Source organism: Nonomuraea sp. NPDC050022 (genome assembly GCF_044460705.1).
In the GTDB taxonomy this organism is placed as follows: Bacteria; Actinomycetota; Actinomycetes; order Streptosporangiales; family Streptosporangiaceae; genus Nonomuraea.
Genome location: NZ_JBITKE010000005.1, coordinates 31668 through 55654 on the forward strand (window position 1 = coordinate 31668; position 23987 = coordinate 55654).

Annotated in this window: 17 protein-coding genes; 10 read left to right on the forward strand and 7 right to left on the reverse strand. The window is 70.4% G+C overall.

The window, feature by feature from the left end; genetic code table 11:
• Positions 1-6: 6 nt before the first annotated feature.
• Positions 7-2070: an ATP-dependent DNA helicase UvrD2 gene (locus tag ACIBO2_RS21615; protein WP_358551733.1), complete on the reverse strand. Its 2064-nt coding sequence runs from the start codon at positions 2068-2070 to the stop codon at positions 7-9.
• Positions 2071-2222: 152 nt separating this feature from the next.
• Here ACIBO2_RS21615 and ACIBO2_RS21620 point away from each other — a divergent pair, with 152 nt between their 5' ends.
• Positions 2223-3125 carry an alpha/beta hydrolase gene (locus tag ACIBO2_RS21620; RefSeq protein WP_358551533.1) on the forward strand — a complete coding sequence of 301 codons (903 nt, stop codon included), beginning with the start codon at positions 2223-2225 and terminating at the stop codon, positions 3123-3125.
• Positions 3126-3191: 66 nt separating this feature from the next.
• Complete coding sequence (locus ACIBO2_RS21625; protein WP_357944454.1) at positions 3192-3440, forward strand: glutaredoxin domain-containing protein; 249 nt, start codon at positions 3192-3194, stop codon at positions 3438-3440.
• Between the two features lie 174 nt (positions 3441-3614).
• On the opposite strand, the gene nudC is transcribed toward ACIBO2_RS21625, so the two are convergent.
• On the reverse strand, positions 3615-4589 hold the full coding sequence (nudC, locus tag ACIBO2_RS21630) for an NAD(+) diphosphatase (protein WP_358551535.1): 975 nt from the start codon (positions 4587-4589) through the stop codon (positions 3615-3617).
• Positions 4590-4725: 136 nt separating this feature from the next.
• Here nudC and ACIBO2_RS21635 point away from each other — a divergent pair, with 136 nt between their 5' ends.
• The 4 genes from ACIBO2_RS21635 to ACIBO2_RS21650 are packed head-to-tail and all read left to right on the forward strand — an operon-like array spanning position 4726 to position 10216.
• A complete protein-coding gene (locus ACIBO2_RS21635) occupies positions 4726-5865 on the forward strand; it encodes a siderophore biosynthesis protein (protein WP_358551539.1) in 1140 nt (379 codons plus the stop codon).
• Positions 5862-7436, forward strand: coding sequence for an IucA/IucC family protein (locus ACIBO2_RS21640; protein WP_358551541.1), 1575 nt, complete (start codon positions 5862-5864; stop codon positions 7434-7436). The genes ACIBO2_RS21635 and ACIBO2_RS21640 overlap by 4 nt, the downstream gene beginning before the upstream one ends.
• Positions 7437-9110, forward strand: coding sequence for an IucA/IucC family protein (locus ACIBO2_RS21645; protein ID WP_397298631.1), 1674 nt, complete (start codon positions 7437-7439; stop codon positions 9108-9110).
• Complete coding sequence (locus ACIBO2_RS21650) at positions 9107-10216, forward strand: type III PLP-dependent enzyme (protein WP_397298633.1); 1110 nt, start codon at positions 9107-9109, stop codon at positions 10214-10216. Before ACIBO2_RS21645 ends, ACIBO2_RS21650 begins: the two co-directional genes overlap by 4 nt.
• Positions 10217-10429: 213 nt before the next feature.
• Here ACIBO2_RS21650 and ACIBO2_RS21655 read toward each other — a convergent pair whose 3' ends face one another.
• Both ACIBO2_RS21655 and ACIBO2_RS21660 read right to left on the reverse strand, forming a co-directional pair.
• Entirely contained in the window at positions 10430-13684 is a 3255-nt protein-coding gene (locus ACIBO2_RS21655; protein WP_358551547.1) for an ATP-dependent DNA helicase, read from the reverse strand.
• Positions 13678-16857, reverse strand: a complete 3180-nt coding sequence (locus ACIBO2_RS21660) for an ATP-dependent helicase (RefSeq protein WP_397298635.1) — start codon at positions 16855-16857, stop codon at positions 13678-13680. The genes ACIBO2_RS21655 and ACIBO2_RS21660 overlap by 7 nt, the downstream gene beginning before the upstream one ends.
• 275 nt (positions 16858-17132) lie before the next feature.
• Between ACIBO2_RS21660 and ACIBO2_RS21665 the strand changes: the two genes are divergently transcribed.
• The 4 genes from ACIBO2_RS21665 to ACIBO2_RS21680 all read left to right on the forward strand — a co-directional run bounded on the left by ACIBO2_RS21665 (position 17133) and on the right by ACIBO2_RS21680 (position 20091).
• Positions 17133-17795: a class I SAM-dependent methyltransferase gene (locus ACIBO2_RS21665; protein WP_397298637.1), complete on the forward strand. Its 663-nt coding sequence runs from the start codon at positions 17133-17135 to the stop codon at positions 17793-17795.
• Between the two features lie 54 nt (positions 17796-17849).
• Positions 17850-18968, forward strand: coding sequence for a helix-turn-helix domain-containing protein (locus ACIBO2_RS21670; RefSeq protein WP_397298639.1), 1119 nt, complete (start codon positions 17850-17852; stop codon positions 18966-18968).
• On the forward strand, positions 18965-19501 hold the full coding sequence (locus tag ACIBO2_RS21675) for a hypothetical protein (RefSeq protein WP_397298641.1): 537 nt from the start codon (positions 18965-18967) through the stop codon (positions 19499-19501). Before ACIBO2_RS21670 ends, ACIBO2_RS21675 begins: the two co-directional genes overlap by 4 nt.
• A 143-nt stretch (positions 19502-19644) precedes the next feature.
• Positions 19645-20091: a GNAT family N-acetyltransferase gene (locus tag ACIBO2_RS21680; protein WP_397298643.1), complete on the forward strand. Its 447-nt coding sequence runs from the start codon at positions 19645-19647 to the stop codon at positions 20089-20091.
• Between the two features lie 267 nt (positions 20092-20358).
• Here ACIBO2_RS21680 and ACIBO2_RS21685 read toward each other — a convergent pair whose 3' ends face one another.
• The 3 genes from ACIBO2_RS21685 to ACIBO2_RS21695 all read right to left on the reverse strand — a co-directional run bounded on the left by ACIBO2_RS21685 (position 20359) and on the right by ACIBO2_RS21695 (position 23977).
• Positions 20359-23211 carry a CDP-glycerol glycerophosphotransferase family protein gene (locus ACIBO2_RS21685; RefSeq protein WP_397298645.1) on the reverse strand — a complete coding sequence of 951 codons (2853 nt, stop codon included), beginning with the start codon at positions 23209-23211 and terminating at the stop codon, positions 20359-20361.
• A gap of 95 nt (positions 23212-23306) precedes the next feature.
• The gene (locus tag ACIBO2_RS21690) at positions 23307-23630 is read right to left on the reverse strand and encodes an MGMT family protein (RefSeq protein ID WP_357944419.1); all 324 of its coding nucleotides are present in this window, start codon (positions 23628-23630) and stop codon (positions 23307-23309) included.
• Positions 23618-23977 carry a hypothetical protein gene (locus tag ACIBO2_RS21695; RefSeq protein ID WP_358551561.1) on the reverse strand — a complete coding sequence of 120 codons (360 nt, stop codon included), beginning with the start codon at positions 23975-23977 and terminating at the stop codon, positions 23618-23620. The genes ACIBO2_RS21690 and ACIBO2_RS21695 overlap by 13 nt, the downstream gene beginning before the upstream one ends.
• Positions 23978-23987: the final 10 nt, after the last annotated feature.

Consider the following 23987-nt stretch of genomic DNA (forward strand, 5'->3'; position numbering starts at 1 on the left):
AAAAGCTCACGCGCGGCACAGCGCGAGCACGGCATCCCCGTAGCGGTCGAGTTTGACGCGGCCGATGCCCGTAATGGACAGCAGATCCTGCTCGGTGACCGGCGCGCGCTCAGCGATGGCCTGCAGTGTCACGTCGGTGAACACCACGTACGGCGGCAGCTTGGCCTCCTTGGCGGTGGCGGCGCGCCACGCCTTGAGCCGCTCCAGCAGCTCCTCGTCGTAATCGGCCGGACAGGTGACGCACCGCCCCAGCTTCTGCTCCGTGGCCGCCACCAGTGTCTTGGCGCACACCCGGCAGCTGACCGTAACGGCGACCGACCGCCGCTCACGGGTAACCGAACCAGAACCAATGCCGCCGCCGGAGCCGATGCCAGCGCCGGCCGCGCGCGCGGGGCGGCCGGTGAGGCCGTCGAGGAAGCGGGACGGGCGGCGGCCCTTGCGGCCGCCGGGCGCGCGTGCCAGGGCCCAGGAGATCGACAGGTGCTCGCGCGCCCGCGTCACCCCCACGTAGAGCAGGCGCCGCTCCTCCTCGATCTGCTCCGGCGTCTCCGCGTAGACGATGGGCAGCATCCCGTCCGTGACGCCGACCAGGAAGACCGCGTCCCACTCCAGTCCCTTGGCGGCGTGCAGGGAGGCCAGGGTGACGCCCTCCACGGGCGGGGCGTGCTGCTCGGAGGCGCGCCGCTCCAGCTCCGCGACGTATCCGGCCAGGTCGGCGCCCTCGGCGGCCATGTCCTCGGCGAGGTCGGCCAGCGCTTTGAGGGACTCCCATTTCTCGCGCGCCTTGCCGCCGCCCGGCGCCGTGGGCGTCAGGCCGACGCCCGCCAGGATGTGGTGGACCTCCGTGGCCAGCGGCTCCTCGGAGGCGGATCTGGCGGCGCCGCGCATCAGTACGACGGCGTGCCGTACTTCGGGGCGTTCGAAGAAGCGCTCGGCGCCGCGCAGGACGTAGGGGATCTCGGCCTTGGCCAGGGCCTCCTCGTAAGCCGCCGACTGGGAGTTGACGCGGAACAGCACGGCGATCTCGCGGGACTGCACTCCCTGGTCGAGCAGCTTCCTGATCGCCCTGGCGACTCCGGCGGCCTCGGCGGGCTCGTCGTCGTAGTCGGCGAAGACCGGCCGGGGGCCGTCAGGCCGCTGGGCGACGAGTTCGAGGCGGTGCGGGGAGCGGCCCTTGGCGATGACCAGATTGGCCAGGTTCACCACCTGGGGGGTGGAACGGTAGTCGCGCACCAGCTTGACGACGGCGGCCTTCGGGTGCTCGACGGCGAAGCCCGTGAGGTAGCGCGGCGAAGCGCCGGTGAAGGAGTAGATGGTCTGGTTGGGGTCGCCGACCACGCACAGGTCGTCGCGACCGCCGAGCCAGGTGTCGAGCAGGAGCTTCTGCAGCGGGTTGACGTCTTGGTACTCGTCGACGACGAAGTAGCGGTATTGCTGGCGGATCTGCGTGGCGACCTCCTGGTGCTCGGTCATCACCGCGGCGGTCAGCTCCAGGATCGTCTCGAAGTCGACCAGGTGCCGCTCGCGCCTGATCCGCTCGTACGCCTCATAGAGCCGGGCCACCTCCTCGGCGGGCACCGGAGGCGTCCTGGAGGACTTGGCGGCGGCAGCGGCGTAGTCTTCGGGGCCGACCTGGGTGACCTTGGCCCACTCGACCTCCGCCGCGATGTCCCGCAGCTCGGACCGGTCCGGATTTTTCCGGATCTGGCGGCAGGCTTCGATCAGGATTGGCAGCTTGGATTCGATCACTGAGGGCGCTTCGCCGCCGATGACCCGCGGCCAGAAGTAGGTGAGCTGCCGCAGCGCCGCGGCATGGAACGTCCGCGCCTGCACCCCCGGCGCCCCCAGCGCCCGCAACCGCTGCCGGAGCTCCCCCGCCGCCCGTGTGGTGAACGTCACCGCCAGCACACTGGGTGCGTCGACGACCCCGCTGCGTACGGCGTGAGCGATCCTGTGGGTGATCGCCCTGGTCTTACCCGTGCCCGCACCTGCGAGAACGCACACGGGACCGCGTACGGCCTCGGCCACCTCGCGCTGCTCCGGATCGAGGCCGGACAGGACATCGTCCACATTGGTCACCTGTCAATCCTCCCAGCCAGTGGCGGTGAAGGGCTCCATTCTGGCAACATGCCGCCCGTCGTCCGAATCGTGGCAAGATGCAAAGAACTGGTCTCTTCCCCCACAATGGGGCCCGACCAACTGCATGGGGGAAAGGGCAGGCCGTGCGAACTGCGGTGCTCGTGAGCGTTCTCGCGCTCGCTGCCGTCACGTTGACACCGATGTCGGCGCAGGCGACGAAGGACCCGACACCGAGCCCCGTGTCGACCACGACCCCCGACCCGTACGGGCTCAGCGGTTTATCCACCGAGACCGTCTCGTACGGCTCGCGGCGCCGCCAGGACATGGACGTGTGGTGGACCTCGGACGGCACCAAGCGACCCGGCGTCTTCCTGATCCACGGCGGCTGGTGGTCCAGCGGCGACAAGAAACAGATGACCGAGATCGCCCGTAGTTACGCTGATCTCGGCTACACGGTCTTCAACATCAACTACCGACTCTCCGGCGAGGCGTCGTGGCCCGCGCAGCGGATCGACGCTATGGCCTCGATCGCCCTGGCGCGCAAGCACGCCGAGCGCTGGTCGTTCGACCCGAACAACTACGTCGTGGTGGGCTTCTCGGCGGGCGGGCACATCGCCGCGGCGGTCGGCACGTACGGCGACGGGCAGCGGGGGCTCAAGGGCGTGGTCGGGCTCTCGCCGATCATCTCGCCGCTGCGCGCGTACGCCGACGGCGCGACCTCCACGGACCCGTACAAGCGCAAGCTACGCGCCTCGGCGATCAAGCTGGCCGGTGGCTGCCTGCCCAGGGGCAAGTGCTCGCGCGTCTGGGCCAGCATGGAGGTGGCCTGGCACGCCAGCCACAACGACGCGCCGGTGCTGACCGTGCACTCCACGGACGAGTTCGTGCCGCCGGCGCAGAGCCAGCTGCTCAAGGAGATGCTCGGTCAGGTCGGCGTGCCTGTGACGATCTTCACCTCGCCCGGCGTCGCGCACAGCGCGCCTCTCTACCGCGAGATGGGTGTGGCCGAGCGGGTGCAGGAGTGGATCGCCGATCGCATCGGCTAGGGATTACCTGAGGGGCCCGGGTTGTTGCACCGACCGGTCTGCTTTACGCCTCGAAGGGATGTCCACATGGCGCTCACGGTCTACAGCACCACCTGGTGCGGTCCCTGCAAGCGACTCAAGTCGCAGCTCACCCGTGAGGGGATCAGCTTCGACGAGATCGACATCGAGCGGAACCCCGATGCCGCCGAGTTCGTGATGAGCGTCAACAACGGCAACCAAGTGGTGCCCACCGTGGTGATCGAGACGCCCGCGGGGCGGGTGGTCCGCACCAACCCGTCGGCCCGCGAGGTGAAGGCGCTTCTCGAGGCGGCCTGAGGTTTTAACGGGCTCGGGCCCCAGCGGAGAAGCTGGAGCCCGAGAAGAGTGGCCTAGCACGGCCACGAGGGCCTGGGCGGTTGGTGCGCCCAGGCCTTTTAGTTCAGGTGGCTGTCGAGCTTGCGCTCCAGGAGCTTGATGTCGACCTTGAGCTGAAGCACCGCGCTAAGTGATCTACCAGTCCCCTGAAAGCGGTCCCCCGTACCAGGTCTCGATGAGGCGGCGGGCGATCGAGACCGGTGGCGGGAGGCGGATCTCGCCCGACTGCAGGGCCTCCACCAGCTCCTCGCGGGAGAACCAGCGGGCCTCGGCGATCTCCTCCGCGTCGGGGGTGAGGGTCGTCGTGGTGGCGTGGGCGAAGAAGCCGAGCATCAGGCTGCGCGGGAACGGCCACGGCTGGCTGCCGAGATAGCGGGGGTCGACGACGGTGACGCCCACCTCCTCGGCCACCTCGCGGATCACAGCGTGCTCCAGCGACTCCCCCGGCTCCACGAACCCGGCCAGGATCGACAGCCGCCCCTCCGGCCACTGCGGGCCGCGGGCCAGCAGGCAGCGGTCGTCCTCGTCGCGGACGAGCATGATCACCGCCGGGTCCACGCGCGGGAAGTGCTGGCTGGAGTCACGCGGGCAGACCCGGATGTGGCCGCCCGCCTGCACGTCCGTACGGCTGCCGCAGCGCGGGCAGAACTCGTGTGTCGAGTGCCAGGCCTCCAGCGCCACCGCGTAGACCAGCATCCCCGCGTCGCGGTCGCCCAGCAGGCCGCCCACCTGGCGCAGGCCCGCGACGACCAGCTCGCCCTCGGCCGTGTCGCGCAGGCTCATCGGCATCGTGACGCGGCCGTTGACGTCGCCGGCCCGCGAGCCGGGCAGCGGCGCGGCGACCGCGAAGTAGGCGGTCCCGTCCTCGACTCCCAGCAGGTAGCGCTCGCCCGCCGGCGCCTCCGATGGCGCGTAGAGGACCGCGTGCACCTCATCGCCGGCGCGCTTGACCAGCGTCCGGCCGTCGTCGATCACCAGCACCTTGGTCGCCGGATCCGCCCAGGCACGCTCCAGCCAACCGGCGTTCGCCCGCAGCGCGGACGACCTGTCGATGGTGCCGCGCGCGAGGAGCAGCGGTCCGATGAGTTGCTCTTCCACCCTCGTCTGCACGGGCCCCACCCTTCCCAAATCCCATGTCATCCTATGACCGCCACCGAATGTGGGGTCTTGCATCCGGGATGATCTCCCAGCGGCTAGGATCAGCGAGTTAGGTTAGGCTTACCTGATTCTCCGGGGGTATCTCGCGTTGCGGCTCTACCTGACCGCGCTCAAACCCACCGATTCGGTGACCGATGGGTTCCTGCCCGCCGCCGAAGCTCTGGGCTGTCGTGTGACGATTCTCACCGACCAGCCGGAGCGGCATCCCGGTGCCGTCGCGTGCGACGTACGGGATCCGCGCGCGGTGATCGACGCGATCGAGCAGCTCGGCCGGCCGGACGCGATCTTCTCAAACTCCGACCACCTGCAGGCGGAGACCGCGCTGGCGGCGGCCTATTTCGGGCTGCCCGGCAAGGACTGGCGGGCCTGCCTGGCGGCCAAGAACAAGTTCCTGATGCGCCGCCGGCTCGCCGAGGCGGGGGTCGAGCGGGTCTCGTCCGTACGGTTGGCGCCCGGCGACCCCGTGCCCGACGACCTGCCGTACCCGCTGGTCGTCAAGCCGCGCGAGGGAGTCGCGAGCGAGGACGTGCTGCTGGTCGAGCGGGACCTGGCCGGAGCGGTGGCGAAGGTCAGGAAGCGGCGGCCCGGCGAGGCGCTGGTCGTGGAGGAATACCTGGAGGGGCCGCTGCGCACCCTGGAGACCCTCGGGGACGCCGACGGGGTACGGGTGCTCGGCGGATTCCGTACGACGCTCGGGCCGTTGCCGCACTTCATCGAGGAGCGGCTGGACTGGACGCCGCCCGATGGAGCGCGTGAGCACGTTCTGGGGGCGTTGGCGGCGCTCGGGGTGGGGTTCGGCGCCTGCCACACCGAATACATCGTCACCCCGGCCGGGCCGCGCATCGTCGAGGTGAACTATCGGGTGATCGGCGACCATTGCGACTTTTTGCTGGCCGATGTGCTCGGGGTGCCGGTGTTCGAGTGGATCCTGCGGGTGCACCTGGGTGAGGCCGTGCCTGCCGTGCCGGATACGTCCAGGTACGGCAGCGCGGTCAGCCTGGTCGCCGACCGGTCGGGGACGATCACGGCGGCGCCGGGGGCGGAGGAGCTGGTCTCCCAAGGCGTACGACTGTGGCACCGGCCGCTTCGAACCGTGGGTGATGTCGTCGAACAGACCCATACGAACCGCGACTATCTCGGCGTCCTCCGGGCCGTCGGTCCGGACCGGGCGCGGGTGGACGCGGCCATCGAGGGCTTCCGGGCGGCCAAGCCGTGGATCGTGGGATGAGCTCGGGCGAGGCCGAGGATCGTGAGCTGAGTACGCGGGAGGCGTATTTGGCCAGGCGGGTGCTGGACGCGCTGCTGCGCGAGGACTACGGCGGGCTGTCGGCGCGGGTGGCCAGGAGCCGTGACGGCGTGGAGCTGGAGCTGGCCGGCGGGCGCCGGGTACGGCTGGTGCCCGGGCTGCTGTTCCAGGACTTCGTGGTCGGTCCCGACGAGCGGCTGGGGCTGGCGGAGGTGCTCGGCACGCTGGCCGAGGTGGCCGATCCGGCCGACGCGCCGGGCGTGGCGGCGTTCGCCGAGGAGTGCGCGCAGGCGCTGGCGGCGCTGGAGCTACACGACGTACACAGGGCCGAGGTGCTCGCCCGGCGGCCGTCCTACGAGTCGCTGGCGGCGTTCGTCGACCATCCGGTCTATCCGACATCCCGGGCGCGGCTGGGCGTGCCCGCCGCCGCGCTGCCCGCGTACGCGCCCGAGTTCGCGCCGTCGTTCGAGCTGCGCTGGGCGGCCGTGCCGCGCCACCTGCTGACGCCGGGCTCCACCATCGTGCCGACGCCGTTTCCGGCGCATCCGTACGCGAACCACGAGGCACGTCCGCACACGACCCACGAGGCACGTCCGCTCGCGATCCACGAGGTGCGGGCCGACGAAGTGCTGTTTCCCGTTCATCCGCTCACCGTCGATGAGGTACGGCAGATCGACGGGGTGCGGCTGCTCGGCGAGCCGTGGCTGACCGTGCGGCCCACGCTGTCGATGCGGACCGTGGAGCTCGACGATCGCACCCACCTCAAGCTACCCCTGCCCACCAGCACCCTCGGAGCGCGCAACCGGCGGTCGATCAAGCCCGGCACCCTGCACGACGGCGCCATGGCCGAGCTGCTGCTGCGGCGCCTGGCCGACCCTGACGTGCTGGTCGCCGACGAACAGACCTACGCGCACGCCGGGCACGAGTATCTCGCCTGGATGGTGCGCAGGCTGCCGGAAGGGCGGATGGTGCCCGTCGCCGCGCTCAACGCTCCTGGCGTGCTCCAGCAGGTGGGCGACGTGCTGCCCGGCTATCTGCGCCTCCTGCTGCGGTGGAACGTACGGCTGTTCGTACGCTACGGCGTCGCGCTGGAGGCCCATCAGCAGAACCTGTCGCTGGTATTCCAGGACGGGCGGATGAAGCTGCTGGTCAAGGACAACGACGGGCTGCTGGCGTCCCCTTCGAGGCTCGCCGCGGCGGGTGTCGAGGTGCCCGCGTTCGCCGACGAACGGATGCTCACGGACGACCCGCACGCTCTGGCCGACGTGTTCGTGACCATCACGCTGCACCTGGCGGCGGCGGCCGTCGTGTTCGGGGCCCTGCCGCCCGGCCGGGCCGCCGCCCTGCTGCGCCACACGCTGACCGAGGCGCTCGACGAGTACGGCGACGACCCCATGGCCCGGCTGCTGCGCGCCAGGACGCTCGACGCGGCCAGGCTCACCGGCAAGTCGATGATCACCGCGGGGACTCTCGTGGCCAAGGAACGCTCCGGGGCGCGGGACATCAACAAGTTCTACGGCACCAGCGGGCCCAACTATCTGAGGAGAGCTTGAATGCACGGTCTGGTCCTCGACTCGCCGGCCAACCAGGTCTCGGCGGTTCCGCCGACCGCACCGACCGCACCGGCCTCATCACCGGCCTCGCTGGCGGAGGAGGCGACGCTGGGCGCCCTGCTGCGGTGCTGTGTGCGGGAGGTGGCCGGGCCGCGCGGCCTGGTCTGGGCCGCGCCGCCGTACCTGCTGCTGAGAGTCGGAGACACGCTGCTGCGAGTCCGTACGTACGGCGGAGCGGCGTTGCGCTTCGACGGCCGACCTGAGCGCCTGGACCGTGGCGCCTGGCGGCCTCTTACGATCGACGAGCTGGTACGGCTGGCCGAGGCCGACCTGACCGGGCAGGCGGCGCCGGACTTCGAGGACTTCACCAGCCCGGACTTCGATGGCCCGGCACCCAACGGGCTGGCCTCCAATGGGTCGGCCGCCAACGGTGAGTTCGCCGGGCAGGTGGCAGCGAGCCGCGACGCCGTCGCCGCGATCCTGGCGGCCAGGGCCGAGGCCGTGGCGCCCGCCGATCCGTGGCTGGCCTCCGAGCAGGCGCTGGTCTACGGGCACCGGTTCCACCCGAGCCCCAAGTCGCGAAGCGGCGCCGACTGGCTGCGGTACGCGCCCGAGGCGCACGCCGAGTTCCCCGTACGGCTGCTCGGCGTCCGCGCGGACGTGCTCGCCGAGGAAGGCGACGCCTCCGCCCTCGACCTGCTGGGCGAGGCGCCGTCCGGCTACCGGCTGCTGCCCGCTCACCCGTGGCAGCTGGACCTGCTGCGCCCCGCGTACGGCGCCGAGCTGATCGACCTGGGTCCCGGCCCGGTGGCCGTGCCAACCTCGTCGGTGCGGACCGTCTACGCGCCCGCGGCGGAGTCGTGCCTGAAGTTCAGTCTCGACGTCCGCATCACCAACTGCGTACGCAAGAACGCCTGGTACGAGCTGGCCGGAGCAGTTGAGCTGACCTCCCGCCTGACGCCGGTGTTCGAGGCGGTCTCGGCCGCGCATCCGGGCACCCGGTGGCTGCCCGAGCCGGGCTACCGCTCCGCCGCGCTCGGCACCCGCCTGCTCGAAGGGCTCGGCGTGATCGTCCGGGCCAGCCCGTGGTCCGTGTGCTCCCCCGGGGTCACTCCGGTCCTGTCCGGGGCCCTCGCGATCGAGGTACCGGCCGGCGATCCGCTCGCGTGGTGGACGGCCTATGTCTCGGTGGTGGCGCCGCCGGTGCTGGAGCTGTACTTCACGCATGGGGTGATCCTCGAACCGCACCTGCAGAACGTCCTCGTCGGCCTGGACCCCTCAGGGCTGCCCGTCGAGGCGGTCTTCCGCGACCTGGAGGGCACCAAGCTGGTCAGCGGCCGTCACTCGCTCGACGGCGTACCCGCGAAGGTGGCCGAGGCCCTGAGCTACGACGCCGAGCGCGGCTGGGCCCGCGTCGTCTACTGTCTGCTGGTCAACCATCTCACCGAGATCGCCGCCACGCTGGCGGGCGATGACGACGAGCTGCTGCGCGAGCTGTGGCGGACCGCCCGGGACGTGCTCGCCCGCCACGCCGGGGCGCTCGGCTGGCCGCTCCCGCTGTCCGATCTGCTGGCCGGCGCGCCGCTCCCGGCCAAGGCGAACCTGACGGTCCGCTGGTCCAGGGCCGCCGACCGGACCGCCGGATACGTCCCGATCGCGAACCCGCTCGCATGATCACGACGAGAGTCCGCGAAGCCGCCCTGCGGCTTCGCGACGCGCCCGCCTACCTCTACGACCTGCCCGCGCTGCACGCCCACGCCTCGGCGGTACGGCGGGCGCTGCCCGGCGTCGAGCTGTACTACGCCGTCAAGGCCAATCCCGACACCGAGCTGCTCAAGACGCTGGCCGAGCACGTGGACGGCTTCGAGGTGTCGTCCGGCGGCGAACACGCCCACGTGTCGGCCCTCTTCCCCGGCGAACCCGGCCTCCCCGGCACGCCTGGCACGACCGGCAAGCCGCTGGCCCTCGGCGGCCCCGGCAAGACCGACGCCGAGCTGCGCCTGCCCTGCCATCGCCTGCACGTCGAGTCGCCCAACGAGCTGCGCCGCCTGCTCGCCACCGGCCGCGAGGCCGACGTCCTGCTCCGGCTCAACCCGGACCTGCCGGTCGAGGGCGCGGCGCTGACGATGAGCGGGCCGTTCGGCATGGACGAGGCGGGTGTACGCGAGTGCCTGCCGCTCTTCACCGACCGCGTACGACTGCGCGGCCTGCACACCCACCTGGCCAGCGGCCTGGCCGCGCCGGGGCTCCTGCGGCTGGCCGAGACGCTGCTGGACACCGAGTACGACGAGGTCAACCTGGGCGGCGGCATGGCGGTCTCCTACGCCGCGCCGGAGTCCCGGTTCGACTGGGCGGCCTACGGCGCCGGACTGGCGGCGCTGCGCCGGGCCGGGCAGCGGGTGCGGATCGAGCCGGGGCGGGCGCTGACCGCGTACTGCGGCTACTACGTCACCAAGGTCGTGGACGTGAAGCGGGTACGCGGGGAGGCGTACGCGATCGTGCTGGGCGGCACGCACCATCTGCGTACGCCGGTCACCAAGGGGCACGACCAGCCCTTCACGGTGCTGCCTACAGGCTCCGGTCCTGCTCTGGCGGATGAGCCGGTGACGGTGGTCGGCCAGCTGTGCACCCCGAAAGACGTTTTCGCCCGAAAAATCGGGGCTTCGCTGCGGGTGGGGGACACGGTGGTGTTCGAGATGGCCGGGGCCTATGCGTGGAACATCTCCCACCACGACTTCCTGATGCACCCCAAGCCGGGCTTCCACTACTTGCGGGACTAGGCCCGTCACACGACGGCCTCGGTCCCTGTGACGGCCCGTGGTGGCGGGGGTCCTTCTGGAGATACCCCCTCCGGGGGAGCTGAAGGAAACGGTCCGTCGTGTCTGGGGTCCTTAGGAAGGGACCCCCTCCGGGGGAGGCGGAAGAAGACGGTCCGTGGTGGCTGGGGTTCTTTAGAGGGATGCCTCCTCCGGGGGAGCGGAAGATGTCAGGCCCTACGAGACGGGAACCGCCTCTATGAGCGCCACCAGGCCGTCGGCATCAAGCAGGTTCACCGGGCGGACGGTCTGGTTCATCCGGACATAGTGGAAAGCCGCCCCCACCCGCTCCAGCGGCACCGCCGCCAGGTGTGACCAGGCCAGCCGGTAGGCGGCCAGCTGCACCGAGGCGGCGCGGGCGGCCTTGCCCCGTGGCGGCGCGCCGGTCTTCCAGTCGACGACCTCATAACGGCCGTCGGGCAGCTCGAAGACGGCGTCCATCCGGCCGCGCACCAGCCGGTCGGCGATCATGGTCTCGAACGGCACCTCCAGGTCGAGCGGCCGGCGCCCGGCCCATTCGCTCTCCTCGAAGCGTTCCTGCAGCTCCGCCAGCCGTACGTCGGCCTCTTCCGGCTCGTCCACCAGGTCCAGGTCGAAGTCGTCGAGCAGGCGCTGCTGGTCCCAGCGCGATTCCAGCCACTTGTGGAACGACGTGCCGCGGCGGGCCAGCGGCGCGGGCTTGACCGGGACGGGACGGCGGATCCTGCGGGCCAGTTCGCGGGCGTCCTCCGCCAGCGTGACCAGCGACGACACGGTCAGCTTCGAGGGCAGTTCGACGGTGGTGGAGCCGCGCCGCCGGTGCAGCTCGCGCTCGCGCAGCAGCAGGTCGGTGTCGCGTTCCCAGGCGCGGACGCGTTCCTCCTCGAAGGCGCGTAGCGGCTCGTCCTCGGCGGGGGCGAGCGTGCCCGTCAGCGCGTCCTCGACCAGCCGCGCCCCGTCCAGCACCGACTCATAGCGCAGGCCCTCCGGCGTGACCGGCCACACGGCCTCGGCGGGCTCGGCCAGCAGCGGGTTGGTCGTGCCGGCGGCGAGCTCCGGCGCCCAGAACGCGACCCGGTCGCTGGTGTCGCGGATCTCCAGCAGGAAGTCCGACGGCTCCAGCGGCTTGGAGGCGCTCCCCCAGCGGTAGCCGGAGGCGATCAGGTGGTAGTGGGCCCGGGTGACGGCCACGTACGCCAGCCGCCGTTCCTCCATCAGGTCACGGTCACGGCAGCCCTCGTCGAACGCGGCCAGCTCCTCCTTGGTGAGCCCCGTCAGGCGCGGCAGGTCGGCGACGTCGCCGCGGAGCGGGTAGGGGAGTTTGCGCGGGTTGTCGGTCCAGCGGCTGTTCATGACCGGCGTCGCGGGGAACATGCTGCCGGTCGCGATCGTGCCCTTCGAACTGACCAGCTGCGACAGTCCGGGCACGACCACGATCGGCCACTCCAGGCCCTTGGAGGCGTGTACGGTCATCAGCTTGACGCTGTTGCTCTCGCCGACCCGTCCGGCCTCCAGCCCGAACTCCTCGGTCTCGGCCGCCTGCAGATAGGCCAGGAACGCGCCGAGCGTCGGATCCTCCGCGTCACCGGCGAACCTGGCGGCCGCGTCCTGGAAGGCGTCGAGATCGGCCCTGGCGGCGAAGGCGCTGACCGTGCCGCCGCGGGCCGCCACCTCGATGTCGAGGCCCAGCCGCCGCTCCACCTCCGTGATCAGGTCGGGGAGCGGCTGGGCGGTGTGCGCCCTGAGCTGCCGCAGCTCCTGCGCCAGCGCGACGAGCCGGGTCCTGGCCAGCGGCGAGAACGCCTCCAGCCACGCCTCCCTGTCGGGCAGCTCGTCGAGCGCGTCGATCAGGCTGCCGCGCTCCTCCGCCAGGTCGGCGACCACCTGGTCCAGCGGGTCCTGCTCATGGCGCGTCTCACGGGCCTCGCGGGTCAGCTCCCTGGCGTACTCGCCCAGCACCCGCATGTCGGCGGGCCCGACCCGCCAGCGCGGTCCGGCCAGCAGCCGGGCCAGGGCGTCACCGGCGGTCGGGTCGTACAGGACTCTGAGCGTGGCGACGATGTCGTTGACCTCGGGCACGGTCAGCAGCCCGCCGAGACCGACCACCTCGACCGGGATGTCGCGCTCTTCGAGCGCTCTGCGCAGCGCGGGGAACTGAGACCGCTTACGGGCGAGGATCGCCACGTCCTGGGGTTGTACGGCGAGCGTCTTCTTGCGTTCCTTCTCCCCCCAGGGCAGGCCGTCGGGCGCGAACTCCTGGCCGAGGATCTTGTGGATGCCGTCGGCGATCCACTTCGCCTCGTCCTCCGCGGTCTCGTGGAAGGCGCAGGTGACGCGCCCCCGGTCGACGCGGTTGGCGCCGGGGACGAGGACCGGCACCTCGCGGGCCTCCATGCGCAGCGGCAGCTGTACGCGGGCGGCGACGTCGAGGACCCGGTCGCCGTTGCGGAAGCTGACGCTGAGCTGGCGTACCGGGGCCAGGTCGCCGGTGCTCGTCCTGAAGTCCTGGGCGAAGCGCCGCAGGTTGCCCGCCGAGGCGCCGCGCCAGCCGTAGATGGACTGGCAGGGATCGCCGACCGCGGTGACCGGGTGGCCGTTGCCGTACAGGGATCGCAGCAGTACGAGCTGGGCGTGGCTGGTGTCCTGGTATTCGTCGAGCAGCACCACGGAGAAGCGGGACCGCTCGATCTCGCCCACCTCCCGGTGGCCGGCGGCGATCCTGGCGGCCAGCGACATCTGGTCGCCGTAGTCGATGACCTCCCGGCCGCGCTTGAGCCGCTCGTACCGCTCGACCAGGGGCAGGAGCTGCTTCCTCGCGGCCTGGACGTTGATCGGCTTGCGCTGGGCCACGGTCGTCCGGCCGGTCAGCGCGGCGTACCTCTCGTCGAGCCAGTCGCCGATCCGCCGCACGTCGGAGGCGGTGCGCAGGTGCTCGGACAACTCGCCGGCCAGCTCCAGGACGGCGGCCGTGACGGACGGCGGACCGAGCTCGATCTTGTCCATCGGCCCGTCGTACATCGCCACCACCCTGGACGCCAGCTGCCACGAGACTGCGGGCGTGACCAGGCGCATGGTGGGTTCGAGGGCCTCGCGCAGGGCGTGGTCGGTGACCAGGCGGGCGGCATAGGCGTGGTAGGTGGAGACGGTCGGCTCGTTGTCGAGCAGCCCCGGCTCGACCAGGCCGGCCTCGGCCAGGCCGTTGAGCCGTTCGCGGACGCGGGTGGCCAGCTCGGCGGCGGCCTTGCGGGTGAAGGTCAGGCCGAGCACGTTCTCGGGCTTGACCAGGCCGTTGGCCACCAGCCAGACCACGCGCCCGGCCATGGTCTCGCTCTTGCCCGAGCCCGCTCCGGCCATGACGACCATGGGTTCGAGCGGGGCCTCGATGACGCGGGACTGTTCGGAGGTGGGGGGCAGGATGCCGAGCTTCTCGGCCAGCTCGACCGGGTTCAGCACACCTGTCCCCCGTTGTCGTTGACGGGGCAGCTGGACCTGGCCGCGCAGGTGCGGCAGCCGTCGTTCACCTTGGCCTGGAAGAACGGGCCCGACATGCCGATCGCCACGGTGTCGACCAGGTCCTTGGCCCAGCCGGGGTTCTTGTCGTCGGCCAGCGCGCCCTGTGTCTGCTCCAGCGCGTCGTTCTTGCCCGCCGCCTTGCCGACCTGGACCAGCGCGGCGCCACCCGGCTCGGTCATGCCGTGCCGGGCGAACGCGCCCAGGAGCGCGGCCAGTTGGTAGACGCCCAGCTGGGGGTGGCGGTCGAGCTCGCCTGCCTTGGGCTTCGCGCTGCCGGTCTTGAGGTCGATGATCACCGCGCGGTTCTCCGAGTCACGCTCGACGCGGTCCACGCGGCCCTTGATCTGTACGCCGTCGGAGACCGTGGCGGTGAACGCCTCTTCGAGGGCGACGAGCTCGCGTGGGTTCTCCTGGTGCCAGCGCCAGAACTTGGTGATCATCTGCTCGGCCACCTGGCGCTGCTTGCGGTTGAACCAGACGCCGCCGAAGTCCAGCTCGTTCCAGATCTCGTCCAGGCGCTTGCCGAGCAGGTCCTCGCTGGGCAGGTCGGTGGCCGCGAGCACGGCCAGGGCGTGGATGACGGTGCCGAGGCCCTGGGCCGAGCTGGTGCCGGCGGCGCCGACGGCCGTCTCCAGCAGCCATCTCAGGCCGCACTTGGTGAAGCTCTCGACCGCCGAGGGCGAGATCCTGACGATGTCGTCGGGCCAGCTCAGGGGGCGGTCGTCGGTCATGGAGGTGAGGGCGTACCAGTCGTTGGGGTGTGCGCCCTGGACTCCGGCCGCGGCCAGGCGGGCGAGCTGGGTGGCGGCCTTGTGCCGAATTTTTCCCGATTTAGTGGGATCGGTTACTGCGCTGCGGAGGTCCGCCACGAGCGCGGACATGTTCAGCCACCGCGCCCGATCGTCCACCGTGGCGGCCTCGACGGCGCCCGGCATGAGCTCGCTGAGGAACCTCGACGGCCGCTCATCGGTGTCCTCCCCGCCGACGGCCGTGACGACCAGCCTGCGCCGGGCGCGGGTGACGGCCACATAGAACAGCCGCCGCTCCTCGGCCAGCAGCTTGGAGGCCAGCGACGCCGCGTTGGGCTTGCCGCCCTCGACCAGCTCGACGAGATCCTCCACGCCCAGCAGCGTGCCGCGCAGCCGCAGATCGGGCCAGACGCCCTCCTGCGCACCCGCGACCACCACCACGTCCCACTCCAGTCCCTTGGACCGGTGGGCGGTCAGCACCCGGACGGCGTCACCATCGGGCGCCCGCTCGGCCAGCGTGTCACCCGGGATCTCCTGCGCGGCCAGATCGTCCAGGAACACCTCGGGGCCCGCCTTGGGCATCCTGTCCACGAACCTGGCGGCGTGGTCGAACAGGGCGACCACGGCGTCGAGATCCCGGTCGGCCTGCGCCCCTCTGGCGCCGCCCGACAGGCTGAGCTCAGTCCACCTCTCGGCCAGGCCGCTCTCGTGCCAGACGGCCCACAGGACCTCCTCGGCGCCGGCGTGGTCGCGCACGGCCTGACGGGCGGCGGCGAGCAGCTTGGCGACGCGTTCGGCGGGGAGTGCCACGTGGGGCTCGATCCGGGTCAGCTCGCGCGCGTCCTTGATGGCCGCGACCAGCAACTCTCCAGAGGTACGCGCTTGCGTGACCTCTTTCGCGGGCTCGCTCTCGGATTCGGCATCCGTCGCCTCGTTGTTGTCGGACGTGGCGGCCAGCGCCTCGTTTTCGGCGATCTTCAGTGCCCGTCGCAGCCGCCGTACGCCGATCATGTCGGTGCCGCCGAGGGGCCCGGTCAGCAGTTCCTCGGCCACCCCCTCGTCGAGCTCGCCCGCGTCGAGGGCGACCCTGAGCATCGTCAGCAGCGGGCGTACTCCGGGCTCCTGCGCGATCGGCACCTCGTCACCGGCCACCATCGTCGGCACGCCCGCGCTGACCAGCGCGCGCCGCAGCAACGGCACCTGACGGGCCGCCGACCGGACGAGCACCGCCATCCGATGCCACGGCACGCCGTCGATCAGGTGCGCCCGGCGCAGCGTGTCGGCGACGACGGCCGCCTCCTGGCTGGTGCTGTCGGCCAGCAGCACGCGTACGTCGCCGCCCTCCATCTCGGGCAGCGACAGCAACTCGCGATGCCCGTGGGGGCGTCCGGCGGCTATGGCATCCGGCATCGGCGCCGCGGGCAGCCGGTCGGCCACCCGCCTGGACGCCGCCAGCAGCTCGGCCCCGCTCCGGCGGCACATCCGCAGCGCCACCACCGGAGCGTCCCGCCCGTCACGGGCCGGGAACCGCTGCGGGAACTCCAGGATCCCCCGCACATCGGCCCCCCGGAACCCGTAGATCGACTGGTCCGGATCGCCCACCGCGATCAGGTCACGCCCGTCACCGGCCAGCTGCCGCAGCAGGAACTCCTGCGCCGGGTCGGTGTCCTGGTATTCGTCCACGAAGACCACGTCGTGCGCCGCCCGCTCCCTGCGGCGCACCTCCGGGTCGGCGAGCACACCCGCCGCCGCCCTGATCAGCTCGGCGTAGTCGAGCGACGGTTCGGGATCGAGGTCGAAGCGCACTTCGTACCGCTCAAGGAATCGGCCGACCGCCACCCAGTCCGGCCTGCCGTACTGCCTGCCGAGCTCCTGCAGCCGTGGGCCGCCGAGCCCGCGCTCGCCCGCGCGCGACAGGAAGTCGCGCAGCTCCTCCGCGAACCCGCGCGTCTTGAGCGGCTCGCGCAACGCGACCGGCCACTCGCGCGCGCCGTCCTCCAGCTCGCCGTGCAGCAGCCGCCGGATCTCCAGCAGTTGCTCGGGCCCGGTGAGCAGCCGCGGCGGCGTCTCACCCGCCAGCACCGCCTCCCGCCGCAGCAGCGCGTAGGCGTAGCTGTGGAACGTGAGCGCCAACGGCGTCCTGGTCGTGCGGCGCAACCGCCCGGTGACCCGTTCACGCAGCTCACCGGCCGCTTTGCGGCTATATGTCAGGATGAGGACGCGTTCGGGATCCACCCCGCGCCGCTCGATCCGGTCGACCACGCTCTCGACGATCGTCGTGGTCTTGCCGGTGCCGGGACCGGCGAGCACGAGCAGCGGCCCGCTCCGGTGCTGAACCACGGCACGCTGGTGCTCATCGAGCACAGGGGCCGCAACAGGTCCCCCGCTCCCACGCCGCACCAACCGCCAGGTCTGAGCACTCACAACACTAGATTCCACCAGACCACAGGGGTAGATCGTGCCGAGTTGACCTCTCTACCACGCGATCGGCCAACGCTATCGGCGGAAACGTCACCACACCCAATGACACGCCGCAGCGCCCCAGCGCCAATTTCACGACATATCTTGACTTGGAGCTAATGCGATATATCGTGACTTCTATCACAACGCTCCACCGTGGCAGAGAGGAGCAACACGTCATGACCAGAACCGACAAGGGCTACAAGGGCATCGGCATGGAAGGCTCGATCGCCCGCTGGTATGCGAGAAACACCGGCAAGGACCCGTCGAGGTTCGCGGAGCAGGCCCAACTGGTCCTGGAGCACGCCCCGGCGAGCGGCGACATCCTGGAGGTGGCCCCCGGCCCCGGCTACCTCTCGATCAGATTGGCCAGAACCGGCCACTACCGGGTCACCGGCCTGGACGTCAGCTCCTCATTCGTCCAGATCGCCCGCCAGAAGGCCGCCGAGGCAGGCGCCCAGGTCGAATTCCGCCACGGAAACGCCTCAGCCATGCCCTTCGACGACGAGAGCTTCGACTTCATCGCCTGCTGCGCCGCCTTCAAGAACTTCTCCGACCCGGTCGGCGCCTTACGCGAGATGCACCGCGTCCTACGTCCCGGCGGCTCCGCCTACATCAACGACCTACGCCGCGACGTCTCCAAGGAGGCGGTCGACGAGGACGTCGCCCGCATGGGCATCGGCCCGGTCAACGCCGTCATCATCCGCTACGTACTCCGCTCGGTCCTTCCCAGGCGGGCGTACGACAAGAAGCAGTTCGCGGCCATCATCGCCCACACGCGCTTCCGGACGTTCAACATCCAGGAGACACCGATGTCCCTTCTTGTCGAACTGCGCAAGTAACCCCGCCCGGACGACATACAAGGCGCCAACCCAACCGTGTGCGATAATGGCACAATGACGGAGGAGCAAGGGTGGCGCGAAGTCGGCAGGCGCGTAGCGGACGCCCGCAAGACACGCGGGCTCAGCCAAGACGAGCTCGCCGGGCAACTGGGCCTGGAGCGTACGGCCGTAACCAAGATCGAGACCGGCCGCAGGCACATCAACTCCCTTGAGCTCGTACGGCTGGCCGAGGTCCTCGACCGCCCTTTGCACTGGTTCGTCGCCACTCCTCCGGCTGCGATCATCAGTCGTCGCGCGGCGACCGCCGATCAACGCTGCGACCCGAACAGCGATTACGCGATCGAAGACATCGCCTACGACCTGTCGGTTCTCGTCGACGCCAGAGCGCTCGGACCGCACCCGGCCAAGGGCGCGTTGAGCGCGGTCAGGCCAGGTAGCGAGGATTGGGTTGTCGAGGCGGTCGCGACCGAGGCCAGGCGGCTACTGGGAGCGGACGCGGGCTCTCCCTTGTCCGATCTCGCCGACCTCGTGGAAGGCGTCGGCCTGTTCTGTTATTCACTTTCCCTGGGCAAGGCCGCCGCCGATGGCGCCTACGCCGAAGTGGACGGCCTCGGGGTCGCGGTGATCAACGGCGATCTCGAAGCCGGAAGAAGGCGCTCCACTCTCGCCCACGAGCTCGGCCACCATCTCTTCGGAGACGCCTACTCCGCCGACTGGGGCACAGACACCAGCGCCATCGAGAAGGCAATCGACTGCTTCGCCGTCAACCTGCTGTTCCCCCGCAACGGCGTCACCCAGCAATGGCGCTCCCTCCGAGAAACTCACGGCCTACGGCCGGCGGCCATCATCATCAGCGCGCAGTATCGAGTCAGCTGGACGGCGGCGCTTCGGCAGCTCAAGACCTTTGAGCTCATCTCGAAGGACGACTACAGGGCCCTCGATTCGCGCTCACCCACGCGCGCGGATTATCTGGAGTGCAATCTGCGCGTCACCGAGGAGCTTGAGCCGCCCTATGTCGCGACGGGGATATCCGCAGCGGCCATTCGCGCATATCGCAGCCACAAGCTGTCGGCCGAACGGGTCATCGAGATGCTGCGTGGTCAGATCGAAATCGATGATCTGCCGGCCCGCGACGAGATTCCCCTGGACGCGCTCCGAGGCGAGCTGCGTTGAGCAACGAGCAGCTGGTCATCGACAGCTCCCCCCTGAACTACTTCGCCCGCTCGAACCAGCTGCCCCTTCTGGGAAAGCTGCTGGCCGGGCTCACATGCTTGATAGTGCGCGCAGTGGAAGAAGAGCTGCTGAACGGCGGATCAAAACACGCGCAGCTTTACCAGGTGTCCATGCAGCCATGGCTGACCACGGTGGACGCGACCACGCTGGACTACCTCAGCCTGTTCTCCGAATATCACGGCCGTCTCGGGCGCGGATCGCGCAACATCGGCGAAGCGGCGACGCTGGCATACGCGGAGCTGCACAACGCCACAGCGATGATCGACGACCGGGCCGGCCGTCGGCACGGCCTGGACAGAGGCGTCAAAGTTACCGGCACGCTTGAGATCCTGTGTACGGGAGTTCGCGAGGGAGTGGTAGAGGAACAGGAGGTGGTGGCGGTGGTCGATCTTCTCCGCGATCACGAAGCCTTCCTTCCCTGCGATGGCGCCGGCTTCTTCGCATGGGCACGCGCCGAAGGACTCCTGAACTGATCCGCCCCTTCCCTCAGGAGGAGGGGCGCCGCCAAAGTGGTCTTCTGCTTTCCCCGGAGAGTGGGCGTGTCACAGCAGTCCACTCGTTTCATAGATTGTGACCTCGGCCCTGTCTTGCCCGAAGTTCTCATGAAGAAGGTCACGTGATCGACGTCCGCAAGCTCCGCCCCTCTGACAGAGCGGCTTGGGAGGTCCTGTTCCGCGCCTACATCGACTTCTACCAGCGTGTCGAGCCGGACCTGATGTACGACAGGGCATGGGAGGAATTCCAGGCGGACACGCGTCTACACGCCCTCGGCGCGACACTGGACGGCAAGCTCATAGGGATCACGCATTTCCTCACCCATCCGAGCACCTCGGCACCGGATACCGACGTCTGCTATTTGCAGGACCTGTTCACGGCTGAGGATGTGCGCGGGCTGGGTGTGGGTCGTACGTTGATCGAGAGCGTGGTCGGCTGGGCCCGGGATCGTGGTTGTGATCGCGTCTACTGGAACACCCATGAGTCGAACGCCACCGCGCGGCGCCTCTACGACAAGGTGGCCGTGAACCGGGGTTTCATCCGGTATCAGATCGACCTGCCGCGATAGGAATCGATCGATCCTGGGTTCTCGACGCCTATGCCGAAAGAGCCGAGTTCTGCGGGATGTCATCCTGATGCCCACTCACTGCCCCTCATAGTCAGCCGAGGGAGCGGCGAAGCGTTCAAAAAGGACCCCCGAGCGGAGCGAGGACCCTCACGGGGTCGGCGCGGGCGCCGACTGGAAAGGCGTCTGAGCCCGTTGCGCGAAGCGCCCGCGGTGAAGCCCTTTTGCGAGCAGACGGCCACCCGCCCCGATGGGTGGGTGGCCGATCGGCTAGGAGAACAGGTGGTCTACGACTCGGGCCGTGGCCTTGCCGTCGTCCTTGGGGGCGAAGGTGGCGCGGAAGGCGTCGTAGCGGTCCGCGTGGGCCGCGGCCACCGAGTCGATCGAGCGTAGTGCGTCGATCACCTCCGCCGACGTCGACAGCACCGGCCCCGGCGCCTGCTCCGGGAGGTCGATGTAGAGGCCGCGCTTTGATGAGTATTTCGCCAGGTCGTACCCGTAGAAGACGATCGGGCGGCCGGTGGCGGCGAAGTCGAACATGACCGAGGAGTAGTCCGTGACCAGCACGTCCGTCACGAGCAGCAAATCCGCCATATCGGGATAAGTCGTGACGTCGTGGGCGATGTCGGGGACGGCGGGCATGGCTTGCATAGGGTGGGCTCTGACCAGGAGTTCGTGGTCGGCGCCCAGTGCCTCGCGGGCCTTCGCCAGGTCGAGCTTCACCATCGCGTTCTTGCGGTCATAGTCTCGCCACGTCGGCGCGTACAGCACCACGCGCTTGCCCTCGACCAGGCCCAGCCGCTCCCGCACCGCGGCCGCCAGCGAGTCGCGGTCCGGCGAGGTGAGCACGTCGTTGCGCGGCAGCCCGCTCTCCAGGATCTCCCCCTGGTAGCCGAACGCGCGCCGCAGCACCGGCGTGGCCCAGGGCGACTGCGACAGCAGCACGTCCCAGCCGCGTACCTCGGCCGCCTGCCGGTGCCAGATCGGCGGGCGGGGGTCGCGGGTCATGTGCGGCTGGTCGTTGCCGATGCGCTTGGCCGGCGTGCCGTTCCAGGTCTGCAGGACGACCTGGTCCTCGCGCGAGCGGAACCAAACCGGCAGGAACGCATTTGTCACGATAAATCGGGACCGGGCGAGCGCAGCGTGGTGCTCGCGGCTGCCGGCGCGCACCGAGGTCGTGCCCGGAGGCGGCGTGAACGCGCCGTCCTTGACGATCCAGATGTGCTCGCGGTCATCACCCCGCCGCACCCGCTCCTCGTAGATCGCCCGGACGCTGTCGGCGTAGAGGCGGCCGTCGTTGACCACGTAGACGGTCGCGTCGGTCAGCGGCTCGGTGCGCTGCGCCGGATAGAAGACCCGCCGCAGCACGTGAGTGCCCGCGACGCCCTTCTCGTCGGCCGGCCGCTCCTCTTCCACGGCCACCACCGGCACGTCGAAGCGTGTCGAGAGCATCCGGAAGGACCGCCCCTCGGACGCGCGCGGCGCCTCGTCGAGGCCGGGCAGCGCCGCGTGGTCCATGCGGACGGGGACGATCTCCCCGGACGGGTGCCGGAGCGACATGTTCCAGGTGCCGGACGACAGCGGCACCACCTCGCCGAAGCGGTCCATCGACGCGGGCTCGACGCGTACGGAGAACTTATCGCCCGTACGCTCCATCGGCATGTGGTAGGACAGCCCCGACCGGTGGCGCAGCGTCAGCACGCGCGGCCCGGCCGCGTCGGGGTAGTCGCCACGCAGCACCAGCGTGAGCCCCTCCCACACCGCCGAGGTGATCACCGGGCGGATGCGGTGGGCGGAGACGAGCACGCGGTCGCGCCGGTCGCCCAGCACGGTGATCTCGCGGTCTCCGGAAGGCATCCTGGTCTCCACCAGGTCGGCGAGCATGACCGACGCCGCGGGATCGCCCTTCGGCTCGACCCAGAGCCGCCGCCCGTCCTTCTCCTGCAACAGGGCGGACACGGCCTGGCTGACCAGCACCTCGGTGCCGTTGGCCACCGGCGTGAACTCGGCGGCCATGCGATGGCCGCCCAGCCGGGCGTGGCCCTTGGTCACCGTACGGCCGGCCAGGAAGATCTTCAGCTCCAGGCGGTCGCCCTCGACGGAGACCCCGGTGAGCTCGGCGCGGTTGGGCTGGAGCACGACCTGCAGCGCCCGATCGGAGGTCCACACCGGCCTGGCCCACCAGCCCGGCCGCAGCTTGAGCCCGGCGGGACGCTCGGTGCGACCAGGGGACGCGCCACGCAGCAGGCCCGTCGCCCGCGCGCCGCGGCTGTAGAAGACGATCTCGGCCCGCCACGTCGTGGTGTCGTGGACGGCGGGCCGGTGACGCATCCGCCTGCGTACGGCGTGCACCAGGCCGCGCACGGCTCCGCGCCAGCGCAGGGACCATGGGCTGAGGTCGGCGGTGAACCCGGACCAGTCGTAGTTGCAGCCGGGCTCGCGCGCGCCGTGCGTGGCCTCAGGGGCCAGCACCCGGCGCGTGCGCAGGCGCACCGGAGGCAGCCAGCGCGGCCCGCGCAGCACCACGGTCGCCCAGTTGAACCGGCGGCTACGCACGGACAGGCCCGCCAGGTAGGCGAAGCCGGTGACGCGCAGCTTGCCGTTGACCCACACGATGTCGTCGATGTGGGTCACGGGCACCAGGTCAGCGCGCCGCAGCCGGTAGAGGTCGGCGGGGAGCTCGTCTCGGAAGGGCAGGTCGGCGTACCAGCGCAGACCCGCGCGGATCCGCTTGGACGGCTCGGCCGCCGCCGCCACGACCTTGGTGAGCGTTTCGCCGTCGACGAGCTCGTCGTCCGGGCGATGCTCGATGAGGTGGCAGATCAGGCGCCGCGCGACCGGCAGGTCGCGCTTGACGCCCGCGTCCACGGCCGCCAGGTAGGGGCGCAGCAACGTGATGAGCTCACGCCTGCGCGCCGCGCCACGCTTGACGGCCAAGTCCATCCGCGCGCCCAGTGGTCCGCTGAGCGCCTCGGTGTCGAACGCCGAGTCGCGGCCGCCCGGTCCGACGGCCCGCATGACCGCGTCGAGCGGCTCACCCCGGTCACAGAGATCCTGGACAGCCTTCAGGCGATCGGCGATCAGATCGCCGCCCTGACTCAGGGCTGTGACGCCGGTTGCCATCGGTAAGGCACCGCCTTTCGAACCGCCATCACTGGTTCTAGCCATCGTAAGGGGAGTCACGTGCGGCGGATTCGCCCAACGAGCGAATCCGCTGGTCAAACTCGTTTCTGAGAATCGGCTGAACGACCGTCCCAGCGCGCCTGGCGCATGTCGACGCGCTCACCGCGCAGGGGGGTGCCCTCTTCGCGCCAGTGCTCCAGACAGCGTCGCACGTGGTCAGGGGCCGCGCCGGTGCCGTCGGAGTGCACCACGCGCCACCACGGCACGCCGCCGCCCCAGGTCGACATGACCTGCCCGACCTGACGCGGTCCGCCCTCGCCGAGATATTCGGCGATGTCGCCGTAGGACATCACCATGCCCGGCGGTATGGACTCCACCACCTCGAGGACCCGTTCGGCGAACGGGTTCACGGAGTCCATGCGTTGGGCCCCGCCTCGATCATCTCGTGGAACTTGCCGATCTCGACCACCGAACCGCCGGCCACCAGCTCCACGATGCCGTCGCGCAGCGTGTAGCTCTCGCCGTCTTCGCCGACGAGTCTGGCGCCGAGAGCGGACGCCAGCAGGACGAGCTGCGCCACTTGCCAGTCGGAGCCCGGCTCGCCGATCACCTGATCGCGCCAGTGCCCCACGACGTGCGTGTCACCGGCGTGTCCGGTGACGATCTCGTCCGGCCCGCGCAGCCCGAAACCGGCCGGCGCGATCGCCTTCGCGAGCTCGGAAAACGCCAGGGGCGCCTCACGAACCACGCGCAGCTCGTATCCCATGACGCGCGAC

Coding starts and splice junctions, on each gene's coding strand:
- ACIBO2_RS21625 (WP_357944454.1), top strand. CDS start 3,192: ATGGCGCTCACGGTCTACAGCACCACCTGGTGCGGTCCCTGCAAGCGA.
- ACIBO2_RS21640 (WP_358551541.1), top strand. CDS start 5,862: ATGAGCTCGGGCGAGGCCGAGGATCGTGAGCTGAGTACGCGGGAGGCG.
- ACIBO2_RS21645 (WP_397298631.1), top strand. CDS start 7,437: ATGCACGGTCTGGTCCTCGACTCGCCGGCCAACCAGGTCTCGGCGGTT.
- ACIBO2_RS21650 (WP_397298633.1), top strand. CDS start 9,107: ATGATCACGACGAGAGTCCGCGAAGCCGCCCTGCGGCTTCGCGACGCG.
- ACIBO2_RS21665 (WP_397298637.1), top strand. CDS start 17,133: ATGACCAGAACCGACAAGGGCTACAAGGGCATCGGCATGGAAGGCTCG.
- ACIBO2_RS21670 (WP_397298639.1), top strand. CDS start 17,850: ATGACGGAGGAGCAAGGGTGGCGCGAAGTCGGCAGGCGCGTAGCGGAC.
- ACIBO2_RS21685 (WP_397298645.1), bottom strand. CDS start 23,211: ATGGCAACCGGCGTCACAGCCCTGAGTCAGGGCGGCGATCTGATCGCC.
- ACIBO2_RS21690 (WP_357944419.1), bottom strand. CDS start 23,630: ATGGACTCCGTGAACCCGTTCGCCGAACGGGTCCTCGAGGTGGTGGAG.
- ACIBO2_RS21695 (WP_358551561.1), bottom strand. CDS start 23,977: ATGGGATACGAGCTGCGCGTGGTTCGTGAGGCGCCCCTGGCGTTTTCC.